Source organism: Maricaulis sp., assembly GCF_039978735.1.
GTDB lineage: Bacteria > Pseudomonadota > Alphaproteobacteria > Caulobacterales > Maricaulaceae > Maricaulis.
In genome coordinates this window covers 66,598-91,932 of sequence record NZ_JBDWAS010000045.1, presented here as the reverse complement: position 1 = coordinate 91,932, position 25,335 = coordinate 66,598, and the positions used below count along the sequence as shown (strand labels likewise).

At 66.4% G+C, this 25,335-nt stretch carries 27 protein-coding genes; 14 read left to right on the top strand and 13 right to left on the bottom strand.

Annotation, left to right across the window (positions count from 1 at the left end; translation table 11 throughout):
- Positions 1 to 90 precede the first annotated feature (90 nt).
- The 4 genes from pyrF to ABJO18_RS13010 all read right to left on the bottom strand — a co-directional run bounded on the left by pyrF (position 91) and on the right by ABJO18_RS13010 (position 4,780).
- On the bottom strand, positions 91 to 792 hold the full coding sequence (gene pyrF / locus ABJO18_RS13025) for an orotidine-5'-phosphate decarboxylase (RefSeq protein ID WP_348508035.1): 702 nt from the start codon (positions 790 to 792) through the stop codon (positions 91 to 93).
- A gap of 9 nt (positions 793 to 801) precedes the next feature.
- On the bottom strand, positions 802 to 1,428 hold the full coding sequence (locus ABJO18_RS13020) for a LysE family translocator (RefSeq protein ID WP_348508036.1): 627 nt from the start codon (positions 1,426 to 1,428) through the stop codon (positions 802 to 804).
- 60 nt (positions 1,429 to 1,488) lie between these two features.
- The gene (glsA, locus tag ABJO18_RS13015) at positions 1,489 to 2,766 is read right to left on the bottom strand and encodes a glutaminase A (protein WP_348508037.1); all 1,278 of its coding nucleotides are present in this window, start codon (positions 2,764 to 2,766) and stop codon (positions 1,489 to 1,491) included.
- 700 nt (positions 2,767 to 3,466) lie between these two features.
- Entirely contained in the window at positions 3,467 to 4,780 is a 1,314-nt protein-coding gene (locus ABJO18_RS13010; RefSeq protein WP_348508038.1) for a PD-(D/E)XK nuclease family protein, read from the bottom strand.
- Between the two features lie 449 nt (positions 4,781 to 5,229).
- Between ABJO18_RS13010 and ABJO18_RS13005 the strand changes: the two genes are divergently transcribed.
- The 4 genes from ABJO18_RS13005 to ABJO18_RS12990 all read left to right on the top strand — a co-directional run bounded on the left by ABJO18_RS13005 (position 5,230) and on the right by ABJO18_RS12990 (position 9,029).
- Positions 5,230 to 6,462, top strand: coding sequence for an argininosuccinate synthase (locus ABJO18_RS13005; protein WP_348508039.1), 1,233 nt, complete (start codon positions 5,230 to 5,232; stop codon positions 6,460 to 6,462).
- Positions 6,463 to 6,667: 205 nt separating this feature from the next.
- Positions 6,668 to 7,804, top strand: coding sequence for a HAMP domain-containing sensor histidine kinase (locus tag ABJO18_RS13000; protein ID WP_348508040.1), 1,137 nt, complete (start codon positions 6,668 to 6,670; stop codon positions 7,802 to 7,804).
- A gap of 110 nt (positions 7,805 to 7,914) precedes the next feature.
- The gene (locus ABJO18_RS12995) at positions 7,915 to 8,553 is read left to right on the top strand and encodes a hypothetical protein (protein ID WP_348508041.1); all 639 of its coding nucleotides are present in this window, start codon (positions 7,915 to 7,917) and stop codon (positions 8,551 to 8,553) included.
- Positions 8,553 to 9,029, top strand: a complete 477-nt coding sequence (locus tag ABJO18_RS12990) for a low molecular weight protein-tyrosine-phosphatase (RefSeq protein ID WP_348515963.1) — start codon at positions 8,553 to 8,555, stop codon at positions 9,027 to 9,029. The genes ABJO18_RS12995 and ABJO18_RS12990 overlap by 1 nt, the downstream gene beginning before the upstream one ends.
- Here ABJO18_RS12990 and thpR read toward each other — a convergent pair.
- Positions 9,014 to 9,553 carry an RNA 2',3'-cyclic phosphodiesterase gene (gene thpR / locus ABJO18_RS12985; RefSeq protein ID WP_348508043.1) on the bottom strand — a complete coding sequence of 180 codons (540 nt, stop codon included), beginning with the start codon at positions 9,551 to 9,553 and terminating at the stop codon, positions 9,014 to 9,016. The genes ABJO18_RS12990 and thpR overlap by 16 nt on opposite strands.
- Before the next feature lie 211 nt (positions 9,554 to 9,764).
- On the opposite strand from thpR, the gene ABJO18_RS12980 reads away from it, so the two are divergent.
- Positions 9,765 to 10,535 carry a Bax inhibitor-1/YccA family protein gene (locus ABJO18_RS12980; protein ID WP_348508044.1) on the top strand — a complete coding sequence of 257 codons (771 nt, stop codon included), beginning with the start codon at positions 9,765 to 9,767 and terminating at the stop codon, positions 10,533 to 10,535.
- Positions 10,536 to 10,743: 208 nt separating this feature from the next.
- Here ABJO18_RS12980 and ABJO18_RS12975 read toward each other — a convergent pair whose 3' ends face one another.
- Complete coding sequence (locus ABJO18_RS12975; RefSeq protein WP_348508045.1) at positions 10,744 to 11,085, bottom strand: DUF2794 domain-containing protein; 342 nt, start codon at positions 11,083 to 11,085, stop codon at positions 10,744 to 10,746.
- A 296-nt stretch (positions 11,086 to 11,381) separates the two neighbouring features.
- Between ABJO18_RS12975 and ABJO18_RS12970 the strand changes: the two genes are divergently transcribed.
- From ABJO18_RS12970 to ABJO18_RS12940, 7 genes are all read left to right on the top strand, one after another.
- Positions 11,382 to 12,131: an ABC transporter ATP-binding protein gene (locus tag ABJO18_RS12970; protein ID WP_348508046.1), complete on the top strand. Its 750-nt coding sequence runs from the start codon at positions 11,382 to 11,384 to the stop codon at positions 12,129 to 12,131.
- Complete coding sequence (locus tag ABJO18_RS12965) at positions 12,128 to 12,871, top strand: ABC transporter permease (protein WP_348508047.1); 744 nt, start codon at positions 12,128 to 12,130, stop codon at positions 12,869 to 12,871. The genes ABJO18_RS12970 and ABJO18_RS12965 overlap by 4 nt, the downstream gene beginning before the upstream one ends.
- Positions 12,868 to 14,715 carry a Gldg family protein gene (locus tag ABJO18_RS12960; RefSeq protein ID WP_348508048.1) on the top strand — a complete coding sequence of 616 codons (1,848 nt, stop codon included), beginning with the start codon at positions 12,868 to 12,870 and terminating at the stop codon, positions 14,713 to 14,715. The genes ABJO18_RS12965 and ABJO18_RS12960 overlap by 4 nt, the downstream gene beginning before the upstream one ends.
- Positions 14,712 to 15,788 (top strand): DUF4340 domain-containing protein, encoded by a 1,077-nt coding sequence (locus tag ABJO18_RS12955; protein ID WP_348508049.1) that lies wholly within the window; start codon positions 14,712 to 14,714, stop codon positions 15,786 to 15,788. Before ABJO18_RS12960 ends, ABJO18_RS12955 begins: the two co-directional genes overlap by 4 nt.
- A complete protein-coding gene (locus tag ABJO18_RS12950) occupies positions 15,754 to 16,134 on the top strand; it encodes a VOC family protein (protein ID WP_348508050.1) in 381 nt (126 codons plus the stop codon). The genes ABJO18_RS12955 and ABJO18_RS12950 overlap by 35 nt, the downstream gene beginning before the upstream one ends.
- 143 nt (positions 16,135 to 16,277) lie before the next feature.
- Complete coding sequence (locus ABJO18_RS12945; RefSeq protein WP_348508051.1) at positions 16,278 to 17,273, top strand: GlxA family transcriptional regulator; 996 nt, start codon at positions 16,278 to 16,280, stop codon at positions 17,271 to 17,273.
- Between the two features lie 2 nt (positions 17,274 to 17,275).
- The gene (locus tag ABJO18_RS12940) at positions 17,276 to 17,965 is read left to right on the top strand and encodes a DJ-1/PfpI family protein (protein WP_348508052.1); all 690 of its coding nucleotides are present in this window, start codon (positions 17,276 to 17,278) and stop codon (positions 17,963 to 17,965) included.
- Between the two features lie 247 nt (positions 17,966 to 18,212).
- On the opposite strand, the gene mmcB is transcribed toward ABJO18_RS12940, so the two are convergent.
- Complete coding sequence (gene mmcB / locus ABJO18_RS12935; protein ID WP_348515962.1) at positions 18,213 to 18,662, bottom strand: DNA repair putative endonuclease MmcB; 450 nt, start codon at positions 18,660 to 18,662, stop codon at positions 18,213 to 18,215.
- An 88-nt stretch (positions 18,663 to 18,750) separates the two neighbouring features.
- Here mmcB and ABJO18_RS12930 point away from each other — a divergent pair, with 88 nt between their 5' ends.
- Entirely contained in the window at positions 18,751 to 19,161 is a 411-nt protein-coding gene (locus ABJO18_RS12930) for a metallopeptidase family protein (protein WP_348515961.1), read from the top strand.
- Positions 19,162 to 19,341: 180 nt separating this feature from the next.
- Here ABJO18_RS12930 and ABJO18_RS12925 read toward each other — a convergent pair whose 3' ends face one another.
- From ABJO18_RS12925 to trmD, 3 genes are all read right to left on the bottom strand, one after another.
- Positions 19,342 to 20,052 carry an NAD-dependent deacylase gene (locus ABJO18_RS12925; protein ID WP_348509546.1) on the bottom strand — a complete coding sequence of 237 codons (711 nt, stop codon included), beginning with the start codon at positions 20,050 to 20,052 and terminating at the stop codon, positions 19,342 to 19,344.
- Between the two features lie 249 nt (positions 20,053 to 20,301).
- Positions 20,302 to 20,694, bottom strand: a complete 393-nt coding sequence (gene rplS / locus ABJO18_RS12920) for a 50S ribosomal protein L19 (RefSeq protein WP_291882159.1) — start codon at positions 20,692 to 20,694, stop codon at positions 20,302 to 20,304.
- Complete coding sequence (gene trmD, locus ABJO18_RS12915; protein WP_348509545.1) at positions 20,691 to 21,431, bottom strand: tRNA (guanosine(37)-N1)-methyltransferase TrmD; 741 nt, start codon at positions 21,429 to 21,431, stop codon at positions 20,691 to 20,693. The genes rplS and trmD overlap by 4 nt, the downstream gene beginning before the upstream one ends.
- Positions 21,432 to 21,849: 418 nt before the next feature.
- Here trmD and ABJO18_RS12910 point away from each other — a divergent pair, with 418 nt between their 5' ends.
- Positions 21,850 to 22,359 (top strand): hypothetical protein, encoded by a 510-nt coding sequence (locus tag ABJO18_RS12910; protein WP_348509544.1) that lies wholly within the window; start codon positions 21,850 to 21,852, stop codon positions 22,357 to 22,359.
- A 132-nt stretch (positions 22,360 to 22,491) separates the two neighbouring features.
- On the opposite strand, the gene rimM is transcribed toward ABJO18_RS12910, so the two are convergent.
- From rimM to ffh, 3 genes are all read right to left on the bottom strand, one after another.
- Positions 22,492 to 23,037 (bottom strand): ribosome maturation factor RimM, encoded by a 546-nt coding sequence (gene rimM / locus ABJO18_RS12905; RefSeq protein ID WP_348509543.1) that lies wholly within the window; start codon positions 23,035 to 23,037, stop codon positions 22,492 to 22,494.
- Positions 23,038 to 23,220: 183 nt separating this feature from the next.
- A complete protein-coding gene (rpsP, locus tag ABJO18_RS12900; RefSeq protein ID WP_348509542.1) occupies positions 23,221 to 23,682 on the bottom strand; it encodes a 30S ribosomal protein S16 in 462 nt (153 codons plus the stop codon).
- A gap of 39 nt (positions 23,683 to 23,721) precedes the next feature.
- Positions 23,722 to 25,278 (bottom strand): signal recognition particle protein, encoded by a 1,557-nt coding sequence (gene ffh, locus ABJO18_RS12895; protein WP_348509541.1) that lies wholly within the window; start codon positions 25,276 to 25,278, stop codon positions 23,722 to 23,724.
- Positions 25,279 to 25,335: the final 57 nt, after the last annotated feature.

Sequence of the window (25,335 nt, the reverse complement as noted above, 5' to 3'; positions counted from 1 at the left end):
CGCGAACTCGCATCCGCCCCGCCCTATGAACTGGGCCCTGACTTTCGTCAGGGTGACGACGGATGGACGCGGCAGAAAAGCGGGAAATGCTCAGGCCGGGACGCCGGCCATCTCTTCGACAATCGCCCGTGCGGCGGCGGCCGGATTCTCGGCGGCGTTGACGGGGCGGCCGACGACGAGGTGGGTGGCGCCCTGGGCGAGGGCCGAAGCCGGGGTGGCGACGCGTTTCTGGTCGCCGATGTCGGCGCCGGCCGGCCGGATGCCCGGCGTGACGATCAGGAAATCATCGTCGAAGCGTTCGCGGATCTCGGTGGCTTCGTGGGCGCTGGCCACGACACCGTCGACACCGGCCTCAAGCGCCTGTTCCACGCGGCGCAGGACGAGATCGCGGGCGCCATAGGCATAGCCCATCTCGGCCAGCATGGCGTCGTCATAGCTGGTCAGCACGGTGACACCGAGAATGCGCAGGCTTGAGCCTTCGCGCCCGGCGACGGCGGCGCGCATCACCGGCGGTTCGGCGTGCACGGTCAGCAGGTCGGCGCCGCCGGCGGTGATCGACCGGGTCGCCTTCTCCACCGTGGCGGGGATGTCGTGCAGCTTGAAGTCCAGGAAGACGTCCTTGCCGGCACCCTTCAGGCGGCGGCATAGGTCCATCCCGCCCACGGGCAGCAGCTGGAGGCCGATCTTGTAGAAGCTGACGGCATCGCCGACGGCCTCGACGATCGACCAGGCCTGGTCGGTCGTTGGCACGTCGAGCGCGACAATGAGGCGAGGATCTGCGGTGTGTGACATGGGCGTCTTCTAGGTCGCATTGCCCGAAAAGATCAAGCGCAGACCGAGCCCGCCGAACGCCGTGGCGGCAACGCCGTTGAGCACGCGGCGGGAAATGCGCGAGGATTTCAGCTGCTGCTGGGCGGCGCCGGCCGCAAACACGATCACGGTCAGCACGCAGCCGCCGATGGCGAAGAAGACCAGGCCCAGGATCAGCATCTGCAGCCAGACCGGACCCAGTTCGGCATTGGTGAATTGCGGCAGCAGCGCCAGGAAGAAAAGGCCGATCTTGGGATTGAGCAGATTGGTCACCAGGCCGCGGCGGAAGGCCCGCGCGGCGCTGCCGGCGCCCTCGGCCTCGATGGGTGCATCCAGGCTGCGAAAGGTTTTCCAGCCCAGCCAGATCAGATAGGCGGCCCCGGCATAGCGCACGGCTGTCAGGGCGTGTTCGGAGGCGGCGATCAGCGCGGCCAGCCCGCCGGCGGCGGCAATCGTCCACACCAGACCGCCGGTGCAGATGCCCGCGACAGCGCCCAGACCGGCGCGCGGCCCGCGCGAGGCGGCGGTGGCGAGGGTGAAGGCCATGTCGGGACCGGGTGTCAGGGCCAGGGCGATGCCGGCGGCCAGGAAAAGCGGGAAAAGCGAGAGGTCGATCATGGCAGACTCCGGTCCGGTTTCCGGCACTATGACGCCATCCCGCCGCCCTGGCGAGCCGGTTCAGTCGGTCGCGACGCCGGCGAAGATGTGGAATGGGTAGTCCTCGATCAGGCGCCGCGAAAACTCGATACCGCGCACGCAATTGCCCTGGCGGTCGAGCCGTGGCGAGAACAGCGCGATACCGGCGATACCGGGTATGACGATCATCAGACCGCCGGATACGCCGGACTTGGCGGGCAGGCCGACCGAGAAGGCGTATTCGCCGGAATAGTCGTACATGCCGCATGTCAGCATCAATGACAGCGTGTTGCGCACGATGCGCGAGTCGATCACCCGGTGGCCGGTGAGCGGACACACCCCGCCATTGGCCAGCATGGCCGCGGCCACTGACAGGCCCTGACAATCCAGCGTCAGCGAGCAGGTGCGGAAGTAAAGATCGAGCGCGGCATCGGTATCGGTGCCTTCGGGAAAGGCATCATGCTCGTCCATCAGCTTGACCAGGGAGAGATTGCGCGCCGCCGTCTGGCGTTCGGACCGGTAGACGGCTTCGTCAAAACCGCACGCCGCGCCGCCCGCTGCCGAGGCGACGAAGCGCTGCACCAGCTCCTGCCGGTCGGTGACAGAGCGCGAGGGACGGATCATGGCGGCGCACATGATGGCGCCGGAATTGATCATCGGATTGTGCGGCCGGTTGTCCGGATCCAGCGCCAGCTCGTTGAAACGGCGGCCCGAGGGTTCGCGGCCGACATGGCGGTGCACCTGGTTCTCGCCGTTCAGCGCCAGGGCGAGGGCATAGTTCAGCGGCTTCACCACCGATTGCAGGCAGAAGGCCTGCTCCGCATCGCCCAGGGCGAGACGCTGGCCGTCCAGGCTGCACACGGCCAGGCCGAACCGGTCGGGGTCCTGGCGCGCCAGTTCGGGGATATAGCTCGCCACCGTGCCGGCGCGGTTCTCGCGGGCATAGTCGAACAGATTGGCGATGCGGCCGGAAAATCCGGCGAAACCGGCAATGGCCAGCTGGCCGTCCAGCGTCCGCTCCACCAGGCGCAGCGCGTCCGCCGGAATTTCCGCGCCGGCCTCGAACACGTCGGGCTTCAGCGGACGGGCCTCCCCCTCCAGCGCCGCTTTCAGACCGGCAAGGCGCGGAATGTCGAGGTCGACGCCGTCACGCGCCAGCCGCTCCGCCAGCGCCCGTGTCGTGTCGATACCGGCCTGTTTCGCCGTCCGGCACAGCACACGCAGCCGCTCATCCTGCGCCGCCCGGTCGCTGCGATCATGCTCGAAGCGCGCACGGCGCCCGCGAAAACGGGAAAATCGGGACAGTCCGGACCGGTTCATACGGCGAGCATGACGCGGATTTGGTGCGCTTCCAAGCGGGGGTGGCGGTTTGTCTTTTCTTTTCACCTCTCTCTACTTTTCCCGGGCGGAAGCCTGCGCAGGCAGGCTGCAGTTCCGGGACCGACCGAACATCATTTCAAGCGATGAGTTTCCCGTAGATCCCGGCGCTTCCGCCCGGCCTGCGCCGGGCTTTCAGCCGGGAAAAACGGGAGGGGTATGGACAAGTGCGAGATGGCGGCCACCCGGCCTTACGAACTGGGCCCTGACTTTCGTCAGGGTGACGGTGGAAGTTGAGACGTTTGCACCCTCTCTTTCAACCGCCACATTTTTCCCGGACGGAAGCCCGCGAAGGCGGGCTGCAGGTCCGGGATCTACCGAAGATCACCTCAAGCGATGCGCTTCCCGTCGGTCCCGGCGCTTTGCCCGGCCTTCGCCGGGCGGAAGCCTGCGCCCGCGGAAGCGGGTGGCCGGGAAAAATGTGGAGGGTATGGATAGGTGCGAGATGGCGGCCACCCAGCCTTGCGAACTGGGCCCTGACCTTCGTCAGGGTGACGAGGTTTGGTGGTGCCGAACAGACACTCTGGTCTTACTGAACTAAAGCCTGGCCACCGGGCGGTGGACTTTCTCCTCTTCCAGCGGAGACCGTCGGCGAGTGTCTCGACGGGGCTCTGCCTCCGAGGTGAAAGCGGGGTAGGTCTTGCTATGACGATTCCGTCTTTCCGTGACCGATGAATTGCGGCAGCACGTTCGCGATAATGTCGATCTCGGGTTTGAAGCTTTTCAGTGCTTTCCGGATAGCTCCGCTGATCTTGTCAGGGTCATGGATGTCATCGACGGGGAAGATGTTTTTCTTGAGAAACTTGGAATACTTTTTTCCTTCTTCGGCAGCGCCGCGCTGGAATTTGATCCGTTCCGAACCTGCGTCTCCCGCTGCCTCGGCAATGGTCTCTATCAAAGCTCTGCGGAACGCATGATCTGTCAGGGGGCCCACTTCCGAGTACAGCCGGATTTGACCGCGGCGACCGTCTGAATCCTCGGTCAGTTGGATCCACATATTAAGGGGGTAACCTGCCCACCAATTTTCGCAGCCATGCCACAAAAATTCATCTTCGCCCAAGGCCTCGTACCAGGAAAAGGGCAGGAAGCTCGCTGTTTGGGCATTGGCGTGCCCGAACACAAAGTCGACTTTGTCGACTGCAAAATCATCGAGATAAGCAAGTCCGTGTCCAAACAAGCCTTCGACAGCGACGAGAAACTCCGTCGCCTTTCCATACTCGAAAACGAAGTCCAGCGCCCGCCGGTGGTCCTGATAGAGTTGGCGCGCGAGTTTCTCCATGTCGGTTTGCTCTTCGCTCATGCTGGCAGCCTCCCGGATCACATCCAGATAGTGTTTGATAAAAGTCTCAACTTCGGGCGTTAGGGGGGTGCGTCCTGACAGGGCCTGCTGATCAAGCAACTCGCACACCGAGGCGTAGTCGATCGGTGCGTAACGAATGTCTTCCGGCGTCTCATCCCACAGGGTCAGAAAGACGCCCCGCACGATCTTGTATTGTTCGCTATCGACAAAGGCCTCCTTGGCGAGCTCGAGATAGCGCTCGAGTTGGTTCGTGTGCTGGTTGCTGTGGAACTTGTTCTCGATGACAAAGACCCAGCCATTCCGCGGGCTCAGCACCAGCATGTCGATGTTCCGCCATTCTCGCCGAATTTCGGCATCCATCATATCGGCTTGCGAAACCTCAAGAGCTGACGGCTTGGCTAACGCCTCTACTCCGCGCAGCGCCTCGGAAAGAAAGGCCTTCAGAAAGCTGTCGCCCAGACCATGTGTATCTTGTGGGTTGAGTAGCCAAGCCAAAATCGCCGAGTGGCGGATCTCCATATTCTCCATGCCCATCGTCTTGATGGGATTGAAGCGACCCAGATAGGCCCGTAGCCGGTCAAGATCCGGATTGTTGACGAACAGACCTTCAAGCTCGTCAAGCATTTCGCGAGAGTCATCTAACGCTTCTTGATTCATGATGCTCGCCGCCTCGCGCGTTGGTGCAGTTTTAAGGCACTAGATTTTTCGACCGCCATCATAGGTAGTTGCTTCGCTAAAGCGAGTAGAATATCTCGGCGCGACCAAAGGGCGAGTTTGGGTCGAAACTCGTTGGCAGGGTGATGGTGGAATGTGGGCCTCCGGGCCTTTCTTCCAGCCTCCACATTTTTCCCGGACGGAAGCCCGCGAAGGCGGGCTGCAGGTCCGGGATCTACCGAAGATCACCTCAAGCGATGCGTTTCCCGTGGGTCCCGGCGCTTTGCCCGGCCTTCGCCGGGCGGAAGCCTGCGCCCGCGAAGGCGGGTGGCCGGGAGAAGGCGGAGAAGAGAAGGAGTTTGTTGCAGCGGGGCGGGCGTGCACCCGATCATTCCCCTTGCGTGCGCACGGGCTTGGCGGTAGGCGAACGGCAGACGAAAAGGAAATGCGCCATGCCTGCCAAAAAGCCTGTGAAAAAGGTCGTTCTTGCCTATTCCGGCGGTCTCGACACGTCGGTGATCCTGAAATGGCTCCAGGATCAGTACGGCGCGGAAGTCGTGACCTTCACGGCCGATCTGGGCCAGGGCGAGGAGCTGGAACCGGCGCGCAGGAAGGCCGAAGCGGCCGGCGTGAAGGACATCTTCATCGAGGATCTGCGCGAGGAATTCGTGCGCGACTTCGTCTTCCCGATGGTGCGCGCCAATGCGGTCTATGAAGGTCTTTACCTGCTGGGCACCTCGATCGCCCGGCCGCTGATCTCCAAACGCCTGGTGGAAATTGCCCACGAAACCGGCGCCGACGCCGTGGCGCACGGCGCGACCGGCAAGGGCAATGACCAGGTGCGGTTCGAGCTGGGCGTCTATGCGCTGGACCCGGACCTGCGCGTGATCGCGCCCTGGCGGGAATGGGATCTCAATTCGCGCACCAAGCTGATTGCCTATGCCGAACAGCACGGTATCCAAGTGGCCAAGGACAAGCGCGGCGAGGCGCCTTTCTCGGTCGATGCCAATCTCTGGCACACCTCCTCGGAGGGCAAGGTGCTGGAGAATCCGGCCGAGGAAGCCTCGGACATCGTTTTCCAGCGCACGGTCGACCCGGTCGATGCACCGGACACGCCGGAATATGTCACGATCAGCTTCGAGCGCGGCGATGCGACGGCGGTGAACGGCAAGGCGCTGTCCCCTGCCATGCTCCTGACAGAACTGAACGAGCTGGGCCGCAAGCACGGGATCGGCCGGCTGGACCTGGTGGAGAACCGTTTCGTCGGCATGAAGTCGCGCGGCATCTACGAGACGCCGGGCGGCACCATCCTGATGGCGGCCCATCGCGGCATCGAACAGCTCACGCTCGACCGCGGTGCCGCGCACCTCAAGGACGAGCTGATGCCGAAATACGCCAAGCTGCTCTATGAAGGCTTCTGGTTCTCGCCGGAGCGCGAAATGCTGCAGGCGGCAATCGACAAGAGTCAGGAGTATGTCACGGGCGATGTCCGTCTGAAACTCTACAAGGGCTCGGCCAATGTCGTCGGCCGCTCCTCGGACCACACGCTGTATTCCGAGGCGCATGTGACCTTCGAGGAAGACGATGTCTACGACCAGAAGGATGCCGAGGGCTTCATCCGCCTCAACGCGCTGCGCCTGCAGCTGATGGCCCGCCGCAAGCGCCGTCTGGGCCGCAACGACTGATCCCGGCGGAGCGCAATTTCCCTGTCCCTGCCGCCCGATCGCCGCATTCCGTTGCGATGAATGAAATATTCATTGCGCCGGGCGGCGCTTTACACCGCCCCACCCCGGGTCGAGGGTTACCGGCTGCCGGCGGTGAGGCCGGTGGCGGATATGGAGCAGAGCGGGCGTTTGACCATGTGTACCCCGGTCGGGGGCGGGTGAAGACATGCACTTGGCCCTGCTGACGATATTGCTGGATCTGCTGTTCGTCGCCGCCGGAGCGGTCGCGGCCGCCTATCTGTGGACGCATGCCCGGTCGATCCAGTTCGCCGGCGCCGTGCGGGCCGTGCAGGTGCTGTCCGTCGGTATCGTCCTGTGGGCGGCCTATTATTTCGCCGATGCCCTGCTGCATCTTGCCGGGCCGCTGGTACTGCCGCCGGACGTGCTTGCGGCCTGGGTCGATCTTGCGGGCCATCGCATCCGCCCGCTGTCCGATGCCGTGGCCGTCGCCCTGATGCTGATCGGTTTCGTGATGCTGATCCGCCGGCTGGGCCGGCTCCTGTCGCGCATGCGGCGCTCGGCGAGCCGAATGCAGGTCGAACTGTCCTCGCGCGATACGCTGGAGGCGGAACTCAAGACCGAGGCCGAGATGCAGCGCGCCCTGCGCCAGTCGAAATCGGAATTCCTCTTGGGGCTGAGCCATGAGCTGCAGACCCCGCTGAACGGTATTCTCGGCCTGGCAAGCCTGTTGGCCAATACCGAGCTCGATGCCGAACAGCGCCGCCTGCTGACCACGCTGGAACAATCGGCCCAGGCGACGCTGAACCGGGTCAGCGATGTGCTGGACCTGTCGCAGCTGGAAAACGGCAAGGTGGAGCTCCGCAGCACGGTGTTCGAGCCGTGCGAGCTGATCCGCTCGGTGACCGCCCTGTTTGCGCCGCTGGCGGCCGAGCGCGGCCTGGAACTGGGCCCGGCCTGCGGCGCCGATGCGAAACAGCCGATGATCGGCGATCCGGGCCGGATCAAGCAGATCCTCACCCATCTCGTTTCCAACGCGATCAAGTTTACCCCGGGAGGGCGGATCACGGTCGATGTGAAGGCCGAGCCGGTCGATCCCGATCATGCGCGCCTGACCTTCACCGTCACCGATACCGGGATCGGCATGACAGCGGAAGAGCTCGACCTCGCCACCGAGACGCGCACGCTGCGCACCGGATCGGGCAGCGGTATCGGCCTGTCGATCTGCCGCCGCCTGGTGGACCTGATGCAGGGCGAGCTCGTCTTCGACAGCACGCCGGGCGAGGGCACGCAGGCGCGCGCCTGCATTGTCGTGCAGATCGAGCCGGACACGGCGGAAGTCTGAGCCGTGGCCGTCCGGGGCGGGGATCGCAACCTGTCCGCTTCCTCATGGAAGGGTAATTTGCTTGCCGGATTGCCGCGGCTAGTCTCGCCTGACTCAAGGGGAGGCTCATCATGATCACGACTTATCTTTCCGCACTCATGCTCACGGCCGCTGGCCTGGACGGTGCCGCGGCGGCCGATTTCGACCGCCCGGCCCTGCTGCAACTGGCACCGGCGGATGTGCAGGCCGATATCGCCGCGTCCGGCCGCCATATCCTGGTGGTGCGGCACGCCTACAAGATTTCGCCGGATTGCAATGGCATGGAATGTCCGCTCAGCGAGGCGGGCGAGGCAATGGTGACGCGGCTGTCCGGCCTGCTGGGGGAAGCGCCGGTCGACCGGGCCTATGCCAGCGCCGCCTGCCGCACCCGGCTGACCGCGGCGGCCGGTCACGCCGAGGTGGTCGCGCACCAGGCCGTTGACGGCTATGCCGCCGACTGCACCCCGGGGGCCACGATCGAACGCCAGCGCTCGGCGGCCTTTGCCGAGGCCCGCGACGGCGACGCCCGCTGGACGCTCGCCGGCGAGCACTCCAACACCTCCTGCCTGTGGCTGGCCGAGTTTGCCGGTGTTGCCGCCGCCGAAACGGCGGGCTGCGAAGAGGGCCGCCTGCCGGAAACCGCCTATGGCGACATCTACTGGCTCTACCAGTCCGGCGGTGACTGGCAGCTCACCGTGCTGCCCGGGGCGTTCAGCGTCGAAGCCGAGTGATGCAGCTTCTGTTCGTGTGCACCGGGAATATCTGCCGCTCGCCGACGGCGGAAGCGGTCGCCCGGGCGCGGATCGGGGCGCTGGGGCTGGACTGGCGGGTCGATTCCGCCGGCACCAGCGGCTGGCATGAGGGCGAGCCGCCGGATCCGCGCAGCCAGGCGGCGGCGGCCGCCCGCGGCTACAGTTTCGACGGGCTCGCGGCGCGGGCCCTGACCGCCGACGACTTCACCCGCTTCGACCATATCCTGGCCATGGACAGCGGCCATCGCAGCCATCTGCGCCGTCTTGCGCCGTCCGGCGCGGCCGGCCGTATCTCGCGTCTGATGGACTGGGCGCCAGGCGTGGCGATGGACGACGTTCCGGACCCCTATTACGGCACCGATGCCGGGTTCGAGGATGTGCTCGACCTGGTCGAGGCCGGGGTGGACGGGTTGATCGCCGCGCTGCGTGCGCAGCCCGGTCAGGCGAGCGGGTAGTCGGCCTCGGCTTCGTAGATATTGGCGTCGCCGCGGGTGATCCAGCTGGAATAAAGGCTGAAATGCGTGGCCATCCAGGCTTCGGTCTCCAGATCGCTGGCGCGCTGGGTGAAGCGGTTGGCCTTGTCCACCGGCGTGCCCCGGAGATAGGCGATCGTCATGTGCGGGTGGAAATTGCGCGTCTCGGGCGTCAGGCCGGCGCGCCGCGCCGCCCGTTCGCATTTGCCCGCCAGCGTGGCAACGGCCTCACCGGCCTCGACGCCCAGCCAGAGCGCGCGCGGATCGGCCTTGCCGAACCAGCCCGCCCCCTTGAGCCGCACGGTGAAGGGCGCCATCTGGATATTCGCCAGCTCGGCATCGAGATCCTCGGCCATGCGCTCGTCGATCTCGCCGAAAAAGCGCAGCGTGATGTGGAAATTCTCCACCGGCCGCCAGCGCGCACCCGGTACGCCCTTCTGCAGGCGCACCAGTCCCGCCCCGATCTCCTCGGGTACGGGCAGGGCGGCAAACAGGCGCAGGGACATGGGCGGACACTCCGGACTGCCCGATCCCTAGGACAGTTTGCGCCGTGTCTGCAACGGCGCGCGAAGCCTGTCAGGATCTGACAGGGGGACGCGACCCCCGCCGCGTCCCGCCTTGCCATTTGGGCCGGTCAGACCGATATTGCAGGACAAAGCGCCCTGTCGGCGCGCGGCGTGTGGTTTCACACGCCCTGACTACGAGAGAGACGTAACGATGAACGACTTTTCCCGCACCTATTCCGGCGCCCAGTCGATGGACATGTCGCGGGATGCCGGCCTGCGCAAATTCATGCTCGGCGTCTACAACAAGATGGGCCTGGGCCTGCTGATCTCGGCCGCTCTGGCCTATGCGGTCGGCACCGTGACGCCGCTGACCATGCTGGTCTGGGGCACGCCGCTGCTGTTTGTCGTGAAATGGGGTCCGCTGGCCCTGCTGTTCGGCTCGATGTTCTTCATGCGCAATCCCTCGCCGACCGGTTCGGCCCTGCTCTACTGGGCGATCGTCGCCCTGATCGGTACCGGTCTGAGTGTCTGGGTCGTTGCCGCGGGCGGCGCTGCGCCGGACGGGATCACCACCTCGGGCGGCCGCACGCTGGCGATCAGCTGGGCGACCATCGTGCAAGCCTTCACCATCACCGCCGGCGCCTTCCTCGGCCTGTCGGTGTTCGGCTACACGACGAAAATGAACCTGCAGCCGATCCACTCCTTCCTGTTCATGGGCATGATCGGCGCGATCCTCCTGGGTGTGCTGAACGCCTTCTTCTTCCACTCGGCCGGCCTGGAACTGCTGCTGCAGTTCGGCGTGCTGCTGCTGATGGCGGGCGTGACGGCCTGGCAGACCCAGAGCCTGAAAGTGATGTATTACCAGGTGGCGGGCGACCAGCGCTCGATGGCCGTGCTCACCAATATGGGCGCGCTGAACCTCTACATCGCCTTCATCAACATGTTCCAGATCATCCTTTCGCTGCTCGGCAGCCGCGAATAGGATCGGCGGACATCGCACAGAAAACGGCCCCCGGGGAAAACTCCGGGGGCTTTTTTGTGGGTGTTTGGGCCGGGACCCATACGCTCGCTCTCTGCCGAAAGCAGGTTCGACGTAGGCGACAGCTGGACAAGCACCGGGATTGTGGGTCCCGGACTTGCGCCCCGCCTGTGCGGGGCATTCATCCGGGATGACAAGTGTCGCTGAAGTTTCAGTCCACCACGTGGAAGCGTTTCTTGTCGAAGACGCGCAGGACCTGGGCGAGGTCGTGGCCGCGCTTGAGGATCTGGCCGTCCATGCCGACCACCTTGTAGGCGCCCTGGCGCTGGGCCTCGGCGGGCGTCTTGATCACGGCATACATCGGCATCTCGCTGTGCCGGCGGAAGATCGAGAACACGGCCTGGTCCTTCAGCCCGTCGATCGCATAATCCTTCCACTCGCCGCGGCCGACGAAATGGCCGTAGACGCGCAGGATGGTGTCCAGTTCCCGGCGTTCCCACATCACAGATTGTGGCGCCGGACGCACGCTGTGAGGGCTTGCTGTCACCTGCATTCTCCCATGGGTTGAATGGCCGTTTACAGCTTACAAACATTTCACGCGGTGCCGCAAAGTCGCCACATTCCCGACCAGTTCCCGCCATACCGCGAAGCCACCGTCCAACGCGTCGGCCGGTCGCGTCAACGTTCCGGATCCTGGATTTAGACAGCCCCCCCAGCCCCCCGGGTCAAGGAGCGGCGGTCCGGTCGACACCCTCACCCCCTCTTCTGCCTGCCTGTTTCGCCTCTGGCCAATCGCGCGCCGGCACGCTAACGCTAGGGCCCTCTCAGCTTTGAGTCTCCGAGCGTTTCATGCTGGTTGCCGACCATCTGACCAAGGATTTCGGACCGCGCCGCGCCGTCGACGACGTCTCCTTCACGCTGGAGCGCGGCGAGGTGCTGGGCTTTCTCGGTCCCAATGGCGCGGGCAAGACCACCACGATGCGCATGCTGGCCGGGGCGCTGGAAGCCGATGAGGGCCGCGCCTCGATTGCCGGCCATGATTGTGTCGCCGCGCGCCTGGAGGCGCAGGCCCGGCTGGGCTATCTGCCCGAGGGTGCGCCCGCCTATCCGGCCATGTCGCCGCGCGACTTCGTCGCCTTCAGCCTGCGTGCGCGCGGCTTTTCCGGGGACAGTCTGAAACGCGCTGCCGCGCTGGCGCTGGAGCGCGCGAATCTGGGCGGTTACGAGCACCAGCCCATCGGCACGCTGTCCAAGGGATACAAGCGCCGCGCTGCGCTGGCCGCCGCCATCGCCCATGATCCGCCGGTGCTGATTCTCGACGAACCGACCGACGGGCTGGACCCCAACCAGAAGGACGGGGTGCGCCAGCTGATCCGCGACATGGCGCCGGACAAGGCGATCATCATCTCCACCCACATCCTGGAAGAAGTGCCCGCCGTGTGCTCGCGCGCCATCGTGATCGCCCGCGGCCGCCTGTTGTTCGACGGTTCGCCGCGCGAACTGGCCGAGCTGGCACCGGAGCGCCAGATCGAGGCGGCTTTCCGCCAGCTTACCCTGGCCCCCGACGATGATGGCAACACGCCGGAGGCGGCGGCGTGATCCACACACTCTGGGCCATCTACCGGCGCGAGCTGGGCGCCTATTTCCTGACCCCGCTGGCCTGGGTCTTCCTGGCCGTGTTCGGCTTTGCCGCGCCGGCCTTTGCCTTTCATGTCGGCCGCTTCTTCGACACCAACCGCGCCGATCTCGCGCCGATGTTCGACTATCTGCCCTGGCTGCTGGTCATCCTGATGCCGGCGCTGGCGATGCGCGCCTGGGCGGAAGAGCGCGATCGCGGCACGCTGGAATTCCTGATGGCGCTGCCGATCCCGCTCTGGGCGACGGCGGGCGGCAAATTCCTCGCCGCCTGGACCATGGCAGCCCTGGCCATCGCGCTGACCTTCCCGATGTGGATCGCGGTCAATTATCTCGGCGAGCCGGACAATGCCGCCATCGCCACGGCCTATCTGGGCACACTCCTTCTGGCCGGGGCCTATCTGGCGGTCGGCCAGGCCCTGTCGGCGACCACGGCCAACCAGGTCGTCGCCTTCGTGCTCGGGGCCGGGGCCGCCTTCCTGCTGACCATGGCGGGCCTGCCCTTCGTGCTGTCCGTGCTGGGCGCCAGCGCGCCGGCGGCGGTGACCGAATTCGTCGCCGGCCTGTCGGCGCTGGATCACTACAACGCTTTCCGCAATGGCGTGATCGGCCTGGCGGACCTGGTCTACTTCCTCGGCCTGATCGGTATCTGCCTGACCATGGGCGGTGTGCTGGTGTCCGAACGGCGCGGAGGCGGACGATGAAACGCGCCCTCTTCATGCCGCTGATGCTGCTGGCGCTCGCCGTGATCTTCCTGGCGGGCAACCAGATCGCCGGGCTGACCCTGCGCAGCTGGCGGCTCGACCTGACCGAACAGGGGCTTTACCGCCTCTCGCCGGGCACCGAAGAGGTGATCGGCCGCCTCACCGAACCGGTCGAGTGGCGTTTCTACTATTCCCGCGCCGAGGCCGCCCAGTATCCGGCGATCCGCGCCTATGCCAGCCGGGTGCGCGAAATGCTGGAAGCCTATGCCGACCGGTCCGGCGGCATGATCCGGCTGACCGAGATCGATCCCCAGCCCTTTTCGCCGGACGAGGATGCCGCGCTGGAAGCCGGGCTGCAGGCTGTGCCGACCGAGGCCGGTACCTCGCTCTATTTCGGCCTGGTGGCGCGCAATTCCATCGACGAACAGGCGGTGATCCCGGTCTTCCGCGAGGATTCCGAGGCGCGCCTGGAATACGATCTCACACGCGTGATCTCCGATCTGGAACGGCCGCGCCGTCCGCGCATTGCCGTTATCACCAGCCTGCCCATCACGCCGGACACCGGCGCGCCCAACCGTTTCGTCACCGAGCTGAGCGGCGCCTATGAGATTGTCTGGGTGGATCGCGACTTCCAGGACCTGCCCGAGGCCGATGCGCTCTTACTGCTGCATCCGGGCGAGCTGAGCGAGGCGCAGCTCTACCGCATCGACCAGCACGTGCTGACCCGCGGGCGGCTGCTCGCCTTCATCGACCCGCTGGCGCATGTCGCCCTGCGGCCGGGACCGGACGGTCTGCCGCCGATCCGCGCGCGCCGCTCCTCGGATCTGGGGCCGCTGCTGGCGCGCTGGGGCGTCGCCTATGACGCCCAGAGCGTGGCTATGGACCGGGCACTCGGCCTGCCGGTCGAGATTGTCGATGCCGACGGGCGGGCGCGCCGCCGCGCCTATCCCTTGTGGTTCTCGGTCGGCCAGGCCCAGCTGTCCGGCGAGGATCTGGCGACGGCAACGCTCGATCTGGGCATCAATTTCGGCTCGCCCGGCTATCTCGAACCCGTCGGCCAGCCCGGCATGGCGGTGACGCCGCTGGTCGTCACTTCTCCGGAAGGCGCTGCGGTCGATGCCGATATCGCTGCCGGTGCGCCGGGTCCGGACGATCTTCTGCGCGGCTATCAGCCCGCACCGGCGCCGCTGGTGCTGGCGGCGCGCCTGTCCGGCCTGCCGGAGACGGCCTTTCCGGACGGTCCGCCCGCCGGCGACACGCTGTTCAGCCCGGCCGATCATGTCGGCCAGGCCGATGCACCGGTCGATATCACCGTGGTCGCCGATGCCGACTGGCTGGACGACACATACTATGTCCGCTCCGATCCGGCGGTCGGCGACATGATGGTGGCCGACAATCTCACCCTGGCGCTGAACCTGATCGACATGGCGGCCGGTGACCGCGCGCTGATCGAGGTGCGCTCGCGCACGCCCTCGCTGCGGCCGATGAGCCGGGTCGACCGGCTGCGCGAGGCCGCCGAGACCCGCTATCTGGAAATCCAGGATGCGCTGGAACAGGAAATCGCCGATGCCGAGGCACAGCTGGACAGTCTGACCGGCTCGGGCCAGGCCTCGGCCTTCCTGTCGGCCTCGGGCGCGGCCCAGCGCGAGGAGGCCGAACGCCTGCGCCACCAGATCGCCGAGACGCGGGCCGAGCTGCGCGCCGTCGAACGCGATTTCCGCCGCGATATCGACGCGCTGAACGCCACGCTGCAATTCTGGACCATCGGCGTGCCGCCCGTGCTGATCATCCTCGCCGGGATTGCCGGTGCGCTGGTGCGCCGCCGCCGGGGGAGACCGTCATGAGCCGTCCGATGGACCGCCAGCGCCGCAACCGGCTTGCCCTTGCAGGTGTGCTGGCGCTCGCGCTTCTCGGTCTTGCCGCCGGGCTGACCTGGAACCAGGCGCGCCAGGCCTGGCAGCCGGAGGTCTCCGGCCCGGTCCTGCCGGACTGGCCGCAGGCGGTGACCGACGCTGCCGAGATCGAGATCGACAGCGCCGAGGATCATTTCACCCTGACACGCAGCGAGAGCGGCTGGATCATGCCCAGCCGTGACGGGCATCCCGTGGTCGCGAGCCGGCTGGCCGAGCTCGACGCCTTCCTGGCGGGGCTGGATTATGCCGGCGCGCGCACCGCGGATCCGGCCAAGCATGCCCGTCTGGGCCTGGGCGGCCGGGGCGAAGAGGGCGAGGCGACCCGGGTGACCGTACGCGATGCCTCTGGCGCCGTGCGGGTCGATATCCTCATCGGGCGCGAAACCGAGACCGGCATCTATGTGCGCTTTCCCGGCCGCAACCGCACCTATGCGGCGCGCCCGGGCGAGACGGCGGCCAGCCTGCCGCCGATCGCCGAGGCGGCGCACTGGCTGGATCTGGATTTCCTGGAACTGGGCGCCAATGCGATCGCCGTCAGCACGATCGTGCCGGAAGCGGGCCCGGCCTACCGGCTGGAACGCCCTTCGCCGAGCGTGCGCAGCTTTGCCCTGCGCCAGCCGGGCGGCTGGACGCTGATCACGGCGGCGGCAGGCAACGGCCCGGCCAGCGCACTGGCGCGGGTGCGCTTTCGCGATGTGCGGGCCGCCTCGCGGCTTGAAGGCGAGGTCGTCGCCCGCCATATCGCCGAGACCTTTGGCGGTGTGCGCGTAAGCCTGGACGTGCTGGCGCTGGGGGATACCCGCTGGGCGGTGTTGCAGGCCGAGGCCCTGACCGACGATGCCCGCGGCGAGGCCGATGCGATCAATGCGGCAGCCGACGGGTGGGCCTTCCTGCTGTCGGACCTGACGCTGGACCGTCTGATCCGGCCGCTGGACCAGATTGCCGATCCCAGGCGGGAGAGCGAGACCGATGCAGCTGAACCAGATAACCCTCCCCGTCCGTGATATTCCCCGCTCGAAAGCCTTCTACCTTCAGCTCGGTTTCCGGCTCCTGGTCGACAGCCCGCACTATTGCCGCTTCCTGGCGCCCGAGGGCGATACGACGTTTTCCATCCATGTCGAGACCGGGCCGGTCCATCCCGGCGCGGTGATCTATCTGGAAGATGCCGACATGGATGCGCGCGTGCGGGAGCTGGAGGCCGAGGGCCTGGTCTTTGAGACGCAGCCGGAAGACCAGTCCTGGCTGTGGCGCGAGGCGATCCTCGCCGATCCCGACGGGCACAAGATCAAGATCTACCATGCCGGCGAAAACCGTATCGACCCGCCCTGGCGCGTGAAGCCGGAGGCTTAGTTGGGGCAGGTGCTGCCAGCGAGATGCGGCGGTCCTTCCCCATCAAGGGGAAGGACAAGAGAGCTCCGGATTTGCGTTGAATGACCCGATTTGCCCCATGAATGGCCTTTGGGCCATGGCGGGGTGGGGCTAGGGTGGCGGGCATGGATGCTCCGCACACCCTCGTCTTCCTGATCTATCCGGGTTTCCAGCTGCTCGACCTCACCGGGCCGCTGGCCATGTTCTCGGCCGCCAACCGGGCCGCCGGCCGCCCGCTCTACGATATCCGCGTCGCCGCACCGCAGGCCGGCCCCGTCGCCAGCTCGTCGGGCCTGCCCGTGATCGCCGGGGACAGCGCGTCCGATGCGGCAGGGCGCCTTGGGCCGGGCTGCACGGCGATTGTCGCGGGCGGCGAAGCCCCTGGTGTACGCACCGCGCTTGCTGCACCGGGCATCCAGACCTTTATCGAGACGGCCTTCGACCGCGCGGGCCGCGTCGCCTCGGTGTGTTCGGGTACTTTCCTGCTGGCCCGCTGGGGCCATCTGGACGGCTGCCGTGTCACCACGCACTGGCGTTCGGCGGCCCGGCTGCAGCGCTATTATCCCGCGCTTGAGGTCGAGCCCGACGCGATCTTCATCCGCGACGGCAAGGTGTGGACTTCGGCGGGAGTGACGGCGGGGATCGATCTCGCCCTGGCCCTGATCGAGACCGATCACGACCGCGATCTGGCCCTGGCCGTGGCGCGCGAGAATGTCGTCTACCGCATGCGCTCGGGCGGCCAGGCGCAGTTTTCCGCCGATCTGGCGGCCCAGGGCGCGGACGACCGCCGGCTGGCGCGGCTGGCCGAGGCGGTGCGGGCGGCGCCGGAGCGCGACTGGTCGGTCGCCGCGATGTGCGACACGCTCGCCGTTTCGCCGCGCACGCTGAGCCGGCTGTGCCGCCGCGAGATGACCACTTCGCCGGCCGCCTTCATCGAACGCGTGCGGATCGATCTGGCGCGCTGCCTTCTGGTCGAGACCCGCCAGCGCATCGACACGGTGGCGCAGGCCTGCGGCTTCGGCACGCACCAGCGCATGGACCGCGCCTTCATGCGTCAGCTGGGCGTGACGCCGAGCGATTATCGCGCCCGTTTCACCTCCCCCCTGAAAGAAGAGGCCTGATCATGACCGCCACGCTGACTATCGGTTTCCTGCTGTTCGACGACATCACCCAGCTGGACTTCACCGGTCCGTTGCAGGTGCTCTCCCGCGTGCCCGGCGCGAAAGTCCATCTCGTCGGCAAGACGCTCGATCCCGTGCGCACCGATTGCGGGCCCTTCATCCTGCCGGATACGACGATTGCCGCTTGTCCCGATCTCGACCTGATCTGCATTCCCGGCGGCTTCGGCGTCGATGCGGCGATGCAGGACGCGGAGATCGTCGATTTTGTCAAACGCCAGGGTGCGCAGGCGCGCTATGTCACCTCGGTGTGCACGGGGGCTTTCATCCTGGGTGCAGCGGGTCTTCTGGCGGGCCGCCAGGCGACAACGCACTGGCGCTATCACGAGCTGCTGACGGCCTTCGGCGCGGAACCGGTGAAGGCGCGCGTGGTGCGCGACGGCAATCTCTTCACCGGCGGCGGCGTGACGGCGGGGATCGACTTCGCCTTCACCGTCGTCGTGGAACTGGCCGGCGAGACCGTCGCCCAGGCGATCCAGCTGGGTCTGGAATACGATCCGCATCCGCCCGTCGATTGCGGCAGCCCGGACAAGGCCTGTGTGCACGTGCGCGGCGCGGTGGAACAACGTTTCGCACCGCGGATGGAGGCGTTCGAAGGGCTGCTGCGCGAGATGCGGGCGACTGAGGCGGTGTAGGACGGGGGCGCGTTGTCACCCCGGATGGATGCCCGGCGAAGGCCGGTGACTTTTAGGGACATGTACCTCCGGTACGTGTCCCTGCAAGGCCGAACGGAATGTCTGTGCGGACGCCGGATATGTGACGCAAGCTGCCGTCGCCAGGCCGGGTTCCTCTGACGGGCTCACTACCGCCGGCGTCTGCCGCCCACCGAATTCCGGGACACTTATATTCCGGGACACGTACCGGAGGTACATGTCCCCTGGCCTATTCCTCCACGCGCATCAGCCGGTCGGCGGCGGCGCGGGCGAAGCGCAGGGTGAGGGCCTTGCGGCGGGCCGGGGCGAGGGCGAGGACCGGACTTTCGCGCACCACTGCCCCGCCGAACCCGTCGGCAATGATCAGGCCGGCATGGTCCGGGATGAGGTCGTGCGGGAAGCGCTGGGAGACGGCGAAATACAGCCGCTCGCAATAGCCGGTGTAATTCTCCCACTTGTTGTCGGCGCGGAAGTCGGCAATGCCGGACTTCACCTCGACAATGGTGATCTCGCCCTTGCGGCCGAGCGCGGCGAGATCGGCGCGGCGGCCATCGGGCAGGATGAATTCCGGGATCGCGCTATAGCCCATCTGCCAGAGCAGGCGCGCCGCCCCGCGCATCAGCGCCTGGGCGTCGTCGATATCCGGATTGGCGGCGGAGGCAACGTCGGACAGGTCCATGATGCAAGATTGTTCCATATTTGTTCGCATTTCAAGACCGCCGCCGAAGCGGACTGACAGGCCGGTCCACGACCGGTATACGGGGGCCATGACCCAATCCCTGCCCCACGGCCTTTTGCCGCCCTCCCTGGAAGATTTCGAAGCCCTCGCCGGCCAGGCCTGGGACGGCCTGCCCGACGGTTTCCGCAAGATGTGCGGGCGGGTGGAGATCTTCGTCGCCGACTTCGCCGATGGTGAAACCCTCGACGCGCTCGGCATGGCGGACGCGTTCGAACTGACCGGCGTCTATATCGGCGTCGATCTGGCCCGCAAGTCTGTGATCGACCCCTCGCCGGAACCGGACCGGGTCTTCCTGTTCCGCCGTCCGATCCTGGACGAATGGGCCGAGCGCGGCGACATCCCGCTGGGCGAGCTGGTCGCCCATGTCCTGGTGCACGAGATCGGCCATCATTTCGGCCTCTCCGACGAAGACATGCACCGCATCGAGGATGAGGGCTGAGGGGCGTATCTGTCCTCGCCCTTGATGGGCGAGGGGGACCGCTGCGCAGCAGCGGTGGAGTGGGTGGGGGCGAGGTTTTGCCAGGTCCGCCACTATCGCAACACCCCTTCCGACCCGGGGCTTCGCCGCGGCCCACCTTCCCCGTCAAGGGGAAGGACGACCCCTCAACCGCCCGGTCTTTCACCCCTGCGCCAGAAACGCTTCGACCCAGGCAGGCACGGCGGCGCTGGCCGGGCCGGTGATGTGGCTGTCGAAGACGGGTGAGGTGTCGGTCTCGGCCAGGTTGATCTCGGTGAGATGCGCGCCGGCGCGGCGGGCAATCTCTGAGAAGCCGGCGGCGGGATAGACCGTGCCGGACGTGCCGATCGCGACGAAATGGGTGCAGGTTTCCAGCGCCTGGAAGATCAGATCCATCTCCAGCGGGATCTCGCCGAACCACACCACGTGCGGCCGCAGGAAGCCGGGCTGCTGGCAGCGCGGACAGGGCGTGTCCGTGCCGAGCTCGTCGAAGGCCGTGGTGACCGTGTGGCAGGCCTCGCAGCGCATCTTCTTCAGCTCGCCATGCATGTGAATGAGGCGCTGCGAGCCGGCCTGCTCGTGCAGATCGTCGACATTCTGGGTGACCAGCAGGAAGTCCCCGCCGCGCGCCAGCCAGTCGCGTTCCAGACGCGCCAGCGCGTCGTGCGCCGCATGCGGCCGGGCGGTCGCCAGATTGGCGCGGCGGGCATTGTAGAATTCATGCACCTTGAAGGGCTGGGCCGCGAAGGCTTCCGGCGTGGCCAGCGCCCGCCAGTCGAACTTCGCCCACAGCCCGTCCGTATCGCGGAACGTGCCCAGCCCGGATTCAGCCGAAACGCCGGCGCCGGTGAGAATGACGAGCGAGCCTGTCATGGGGCCGAGTTAAGCGGGATTGACGGGTGAGGTGAAGGGGGCGGGTGACCCTCGTCGCTCCGGCCGTCATCCCACGGGACCTGCAAAGCAGGTATCCGGGGGACCTCAGACAACCCGGCAGCAGGATGGACGGGGTCCCCCGGACAAGCCGGGGGATGACGGGTGAATGGAGACAGGAAGCGGGTACGCAAACCAAAAAACCCCGCCGGTTTCCCGGCGGGGTTTTTGAAATCGCGCGAGGGCGGACGCCTATTTCTTGGCTTCGCGCTTCTCGATGCCGCGGCCGGTGACGCGTTCGGCGATACGGGCCGACTTGCCGCGACGGTCGCGCAGGTAATACAGCTTCGCGCGGCGGACCTTGCCCTTCCGCTTGATCTCGATCAGCTCGACATTCGGCGAGTAGACCGGGAAAACGCGCTCGACACCTTCACCGAAGGAAATCTTGCGAACGGTGTAGCTCTCGTTCAGGCCGCCGCCATTGCGGGCGATGCAGACGCCTTCGAACACCTGGATCCGCTCACGGTCGCCTTCCTTGATGCGAACATGGACGCGCAGCGTGTCGCCGGCGCTGAAATCCGGGATGGTCTTCTCGCCCAGAACGCGGGCGGCTTCTTCTTTTTCAAGCTGCTCGATCATGTTCATCGTGCATTCTCCTTGCGCGCCACGTACCTCGCCCAGAGGTCGGGGCGCCGCGCCTTCGTAATCTCTTCCGCCTGTTCCCGGCGCCAGGCCTCTATCCGGCCATGGTGCCCCGAGAGCAGGACTTCGGGGATCTCTTCATCCTCGAACACGCGCGGACGCGTATAGTGAGGATATTCGAGGAGATCGCCCTCGAAACTCTCATCTTCGGCCGAGGCCGGGTCGCCCAGCACGCCGGGGAGAAGTCTCACACAGGCCTCGATGAGAACCTGGGCAGGGCCTTCGCCACCGGCCAGCACGGCATCGCCGACACTGACCTCTTCCATCCCGCGACTGTCGATGACCCGTTGATCGAGCCCTTCGAACCGGCCGCAGAATACGACAACGCCAGAACCGGCCGCCCATTCCCGGACCCGGGATTGAGAGAGCGGTCGTCCTCGCGGCGTCAAATAGATCAACGGCCGTTTCCCGCCTTGCCAGCGAGACTGCACCGTATCAATCGCCTCCGCGGCTACATCCGGCCTGAGCACCATACCAGCGCCTCCGCCGGCCGGGGTGTCGTCCACGGAGCGGTGCTTATGACGGGAAAAATCCCGGATGTCCACAGTTTCCAGCGCCCACAACCCACGATTCGCAGCTGCGCCGATCAGCGACACGCCAAGCGGTCCGGGAAACGCCTCCGGGAAGAGGGTCAAGGCCGTTGCAGTCCACGGCAGGGAAGGGGCAGGCGCGTCAGTCATGGCGCGCGGGTTTAGCAGGGATGGGGGGCATGAGTCTGCAATTTCCCTCATCTTGTCATCCCGGCTCAGGGCCGGGCATTCGTCGGGTATGGCAGCGGAAGTCAGTGTTTCGGGCGCTGCGCGCCTCACCCCTTCCGTCAGGCTGCGCCTGACACCTTCCCCATCAAGGGGAAGGACCTTTTGCTGGTCCTGGGTCCCAGGTCCTCGCCCTTGATGGGCGAGGGGACCACGCCAGCGGCGTGGTGGAGTGGGTGATGGAGAAGCGCGGCCAGTTTCCGCCAACCCGTCATCGGGCCGGATGTCCCGCGAAAACGGGGCGCAAGGCCCGGATGACAAGGGTCGGTGTATCGCACCCATCCGGGAACAAAGCGGCGGCGGGGCCGTTGATCGGGGTGAAACCTGATCCGGAGATGCCGACATGATCCCCCTGTTCCGTACACGCGCCACGGCTTGCCGTCTTCCGGGGCTTGGCTTCGTCAGCGCCCTTGCGCTGGCGGCCTGTTCTGAAGGGGCGACCGGGCCCGGCACGGCCGGGGACGCGGAACCCGCCGTCGAGATCGGCACGCTCACCGCCGACGATATCCGCGGCACGGATCTGCCGGGCGAGCTGGCCTGCGCCTTCGACATCGACGACAGCCGCCAGCCGGTGATGCTGGTGCGGGCAAATGTGATGGACGAGGAATTTTCCGAGGGCGTGATCAAGGTCGACGGTCGCGTCGAACCGGTGCGCAGCCAGACGCCGGGCGGCTTCAACGCGCTGCTTGACGGCGAGACGCTGGCCGGGGGCGGGATGACGGTGGATGTGATCGTGACGGGCGAGCCGGAGACGGCGGGCGAGGAATCTCCGCCCATGCCGGCGCGTCTGGTCTATGTCGGTGACAATGGCGCCCGCATGGTGGTCGAGGGAGAGTGGCGCTGCGGGCCGTAGAAGGTTTGGCTTTATTTCCCCGGACCCGTTCCGGGGTCTGGCGGCGCTTCAGAAGCGGACTCAACCAGGCCCCGGCACAAGGCCGGGGAAAGTGAAAAGAGATAAGCGAAGAAGACGGGAAGCGGGTGCCCGCTATTCCCCCGCTTCCTCCTCGGCCTTCGAGCCGACCTCTTCGGGCGGGTCGATGGTGATCACGCCGTCGCCGATCGAGATGTGGGGTACGAAGTCGCGGGTGAAGGGCAGCATCCAGGAGCCATTGCGGTCCGGCGTGCCGGTGATTTCCAGCAGGTCGCCGGAGCCGAAATCATGGATCGCCCGCAGCGTGCCCATGTCGCTGCCGTCCAGCGCCTGCACCTTCAGGCCGATCAGGTCGGCATGATAGAATTCGTTGTCCTCCAGCGCCGGCAGGGCCGCGCGGGGGATGTGAAGCCGGGTGCCCTTGAGGGCCTGGGCCTGGTCGCGGGTCAGGTTTTCGGCGAAGCGGACGATGAAACCGTCCTTCACCGGACGCCAGCTCTTGGGCGTCAGCAGGACCGCACCATCGGCATCGCGGAACGCGCCATAGGAAAAGGCGGCTTCCGGCTCGCCGGCAAAACTCTTCACCTTGCATTCGCCCTTCACACCATGCGCACCGGCAATGGCGGCGATGAAGACAAGGTCGTCGGCGGTCTGGGTCATGATGTCTCTGTTGGAGAAGCGGCGTTACCCCCCCTCTCCCTCAATCCCTCCCCCCGGGGGGAGGGAGGTGCGTGCAGCCGGTAGAGGCAGGCGCTCCCTCTCCCGCGGGAGAGGGCCGGGGAGAGGGGGAAATCCCGGCGTCCGCAAACGGATCGCTGGCTTTCCCCCTCGGACCGGTCAGTCCTATTCGGACTTTTCTTCTTCGGCAGCAGCCTCTTCGGCCGGGGCTTCCTCGGCTTCAGCAGCCGGCTCTTCAGCCGGAGCTTCGGCAGCAGCCTTGGCTTCCGCTTCGGCAGCCTTCTTGGCTTCTTCCTTTTCGAGGCGCTCGGCTTCGCGCTCCTTGGCCTTCTCGCCCGGCTCGCCCTTCTTCGGGTTATTGCCGTGTTCCCAGGCCCAGGCGTCGGCCTCGAGCTGGTTCAGGAAGCGGCCGACGCGGTCGGTCGGCTTGGCGCCCTTGGCGAGCCAGGCCTTGGCCTTTTCCATGTCGATCTTCACGCGCTCGCCATCCTTGGGCAGCATCGGATTGTAGGAGCCGATCTTCTCGATGAAACGGCCATCGCGCGGGGCGCGGCTGTCGGCAACGACGATGCGGTAGTAGGGACGCTTCTTGGCGCCACCACGGGCGAGACGGATTTTCAGAGCCATTGTTCGATTTCCTTCGGGTCTAAAGCTTTGAAACGGGGATTACTTCTTCGGGAGGCCGAGCGGCAGGCCGTCGGGTCCCAAGGGGCCGCCACCGCCCAGTCCGGGCAGTGACGAACCTGAATTTCTCGAGCCGGAGCCGCCAAGGCCCGGCAATTGCGCGCCTGCGGGCGCCTTGCCGCCCAGCAGATCCTGGGTCGCCTGGCCCATATCGGCCGGGTTCATGCCGCCCGGCATTCCACCCATGCCACCGGGCATTCCGCCCATCATGCCGGCGAGGCCACCGCGCCCCTTCTTGCCGACCTTCTTCATCATGTCGGCCATCTGGCGGTGCATCTTGATGAGTTTGTTGACGTCGGCGACCGTCACGCCGGAACCGGCGGCGATGCGCTTCTTGCGCGAGGCCTTGAGGATTTCCGGCTTGGCCCGCTCCTGCGGCGTCATCGACAGGATGATCGCCTCCTGGCGGGAGAGCATCCTGTCGTCCATGCCGGCAGCGGCCATCTGCGATTTCGCGGCCTTGTTCATGCCCGGCAGCATGCCCATGATGCCGCCCAGACCGCCCATCTTCTTCAGCTGGCCGAACTGTTCGCGCAGATCGTCGAGGTCGAACTTGCCCTTGGCCATCTTTTTGGCGAGGCGTTCGGCCTTGTCCTGGTCGACATCCTGGGCGGCTTTCTCGACGAGCGAGACGATATCGCCGCGGCCCAGAATGCGGCCGGCCAGGCGTTTCGCGTCGAACGCGTCCAGACCGTCCGGCTTTTCCGAGACGCCGAGGAATTTGATCGGCAGGCCGGTGACATGGCGCATGGAAAGCGCCGCACCGCCGCGGCCGTCGCCATCCATCCGGGTCAGCACCAGGCCGGTCAGCGGCAGGCGTTCATGGAAACGTTTGGCGGTCTCCACCGCGTCCTGGCCGGTCAGCGCATCGGCGACCAGCAGGGTTTCGCGCGGGCGGGTGACATCGGCGATCGATTTCGCCTCGGCCATCATGTCCTCGTCGATCGAGGTGCGGCCGGCGGTATCGAGAATGACGACGTCATAGCCCTGCAGCTTGCCGGCATTCATCGCCCGCTTGGCGATGTCGACGGCGCGCTGGTTCGCCATGATCGGCAGGAAGCCGACGCCGACCTGTCCGGCCAGCTGCTGCAGCTGTTCCATGGCCGCCGGGCGGCGCGTGTCGAGCGAGGCGAGCAGGACTTTCTTCTTGTGGACGTCCTGCAGGCGCTTGGCCAGCTTGGCGGAGGTGGTGGTCTTGCCCGAGCCTTGCAGACCCGCCATCAGGATCGCGACCGGCGGTTCGCCCTCGACCATCAGGCCGGGCTGTTCGCCTTCGCCGCCCAGAAGATCGACCAGGGCATCATGGACGATCTTGACGACCTGCTGGCCCGGGGCGACGGCGCGGATCACGTCTTCGCCGACGGCGCGCTCGCGGATTTTCGCAACGACGTCCTTGACGACCGGCAGGGCGACGTCGGCCTCGAGCAGGGCGACGCGGATCTCGCGCAGCGCCGCATCGACGTCCTTCTCCGACAGCACACCGCGGCCGGTGAGCTTGTCGAATACGCCGCCAAGTCGTTCTGTCAGTGCGTCGAACATGCGTTCGTCCTCAATTCCGTTTCATCACACAAGAAGCGACTTTCACAGAAAATGTGA

Excerpts from the sequence above, each read along its gene's own strand:
- ABJO18_RS12990 (WP_348515963.1), top strand. The coding sequence starts at position 8,553 with ATGCAGCTTCTGTTCGTGTGCACCGGGAATATCTGCCGCTCGCCGACG.
- ABJO18_RS13020 (WP_348508036.1), bottom strand. The coding sequence starts at position 1,428 with ATGATCGACCTCTCGCTTTTCCCGCTTTTCCTGGCCGCCGGCATCGCC.
- ABJO18_RS12960 (WP_348508048.1), top strand. The coding sequence starts at position 12,868 with ATGAAACGCGCCCTCTTCATGCCGCTGATGCTGCTGGCGCTCGCCGTG.
- ABJO18_RS12980 (WP_348508044.1), top strand. The coding sequence starts at position 9,765 with ATGAACGACTTTTCCCGCACCTATTCCGGCGCCCAGTCGATGGACATG.
- ABJO18_RS12930 (WP_348515961.1), top strand. The coding sequence starts at position 18,751 with ATGACCCAATCCCTGCCCCACGGCCTTTTGCCGCCCTCCCTGGAAGAT.
- ABJO18_RS12975 (WP_348508045.1), bottom strand. The coding sequence starts at position 11,085 with ATGCAGGTGACAGCAAGCCCTCACAGCGTGCGTCCGGCGCCACAATCT.
- glsA (WP_348508037.1), bottom strand. The coding sequence starts at position 2,766 with ATGAACCGGTCCGGACTGTCCCGATTTTCCCGTTTTCGCGGGCGCCGT.
- thpR (WP_348508043.1), bottom strand. The coding sequence starts at position 9,553 with ATGTCCCTGCGCCTGTTTGCCGCCCTGCCCGTACCCGAGGAGATCGGG.
- ABJO18_RS12970 (WP_348508046.1), top strand. The coding sequence starts at position 11,382 with ATGCTGGTTGCCGACCATCTGACCAAGGATTTCGGACCGCGCCGCGCC.
- ABJO18_RS13000 (WP_348508040.1), top strand. The coding sequence starts at position 6,668 with ATGCACTTGGCCCTGCTGACGATATTGCTGGATCTGCTGTTCGTCGCC.
- ABJO18_RS12940 (WP_348508052.1), top strand. The coding sequence starts at position 17,276 with ATGACCGCCACGCTGACTATCGGTTTCCTGCTGTTCGACGACATCACC.
- ABJO18_RS12910 (WP_348509544.1), top strand. The coding sequence starts at position 21,850 with ATGATCCCCCTGTTCCGTACACGCGCCACGGCTTGCCGTCTTCCGGGG.
- ABJO18_RS12945 (WP_348508051.1), top strand. The coding sequence starts at position 16,278 with ATGGATGCTCCGCACACCCTCGTCTTCCTGATCTATCCGGGTTTCCAG.
- ABJO18_RS12925 (WP_348509546.1), bottom strand. The coding sequence starts at position 20,052 with ATGACAGGCTCGCTCGTCATTCTCACCGGCGCCGGCGTTTCGGCTGAA.
- ABJO18_RS13005 (WP_348508039.1), top strand. The coding sequence starts at position 5,230 with ATGCCTGCCAAAAAGCCTGTGAAAAAGGTCGTTCTTGCCTATTCCGGC.
- pyrF (WP_348508035.1), bottom strand. The coding sequence starts at position 792 with ATGTCACACACCGCAGATCCTCGCCTCATTGTCGCGCTCGACGTGCCA.
- rimM (WP_348509543.1), bottom strand. The coding sequence starts at position 23,037 with ATGACCCAGACCGCCGACGACCTTGTCTTCATCGCCGCCATTGCCGGT.
- ABJO18_RS12995 (WP_348508041.1), top strand. The coding sequence starts at position 7,915 with ATGATCACGACTTATCTTTCCGCACTCATGCTCACGGCCGCTGGCCTG.
- ABJO18_RS12955 (WP_348508049.1), top strand. The coding sequence starts at position 14,712 with ATGAGCCGTCCGATGGACCGCCAGCGCCGCAACCGGCTTGCCCTTGCA.
- trmD (WP_348509545.1), bottom strand. The coding sequence starts at position 21,431 with ATGACTGACGCGCCTGCCCCTTCCCTGCCGTGGACTGCAACGGCCTTG.
- rplS (WP_291882159.1), bottom strand. The coding sequence starts at position 20,694 with ATGAACATGATCGAGCAGCTTGAAAAAGAAGAAGCCGCCCGCGTTCTG.
- ffh (WP_348509541.1), bottom strand. The coding sequence starts at position 25,278 with ATGTTCGACGCACTGACAGAACGACTTGGCGGCGTATTCGACAAGCTC.
- ABJO18_RS13010 (WP_348508038.1), bottom strand. The coding sequence starts at position 4,780 with ATGAATCAAGAAGCGTTAGATGACTCTCGCGAAATGCTTGACGAGCTT.
- mmcB (WP_348515962.1), bottom strand. The coding sequence starts at position 18,662 with ATGGACCTGTCCGACGTTGCCTCCGCCGCCAATCCGGATATCGACGAC.
- rpsP (WP_348509542.1), bottom strand. The coding sequence starts at position 23,682 with ATGGCTCTGAAAATCCGTCTCGCCCGTGGTGGCGCCAAGAAGCGTCCC.
- ABJO18_RS12950 (WP_348508050.1), top strand. The coding sequence starts at position 15,754 with ATGCAGCTGAACCAGATAACCCTCCCCGTCCGTGATATTCCCCGCTCG.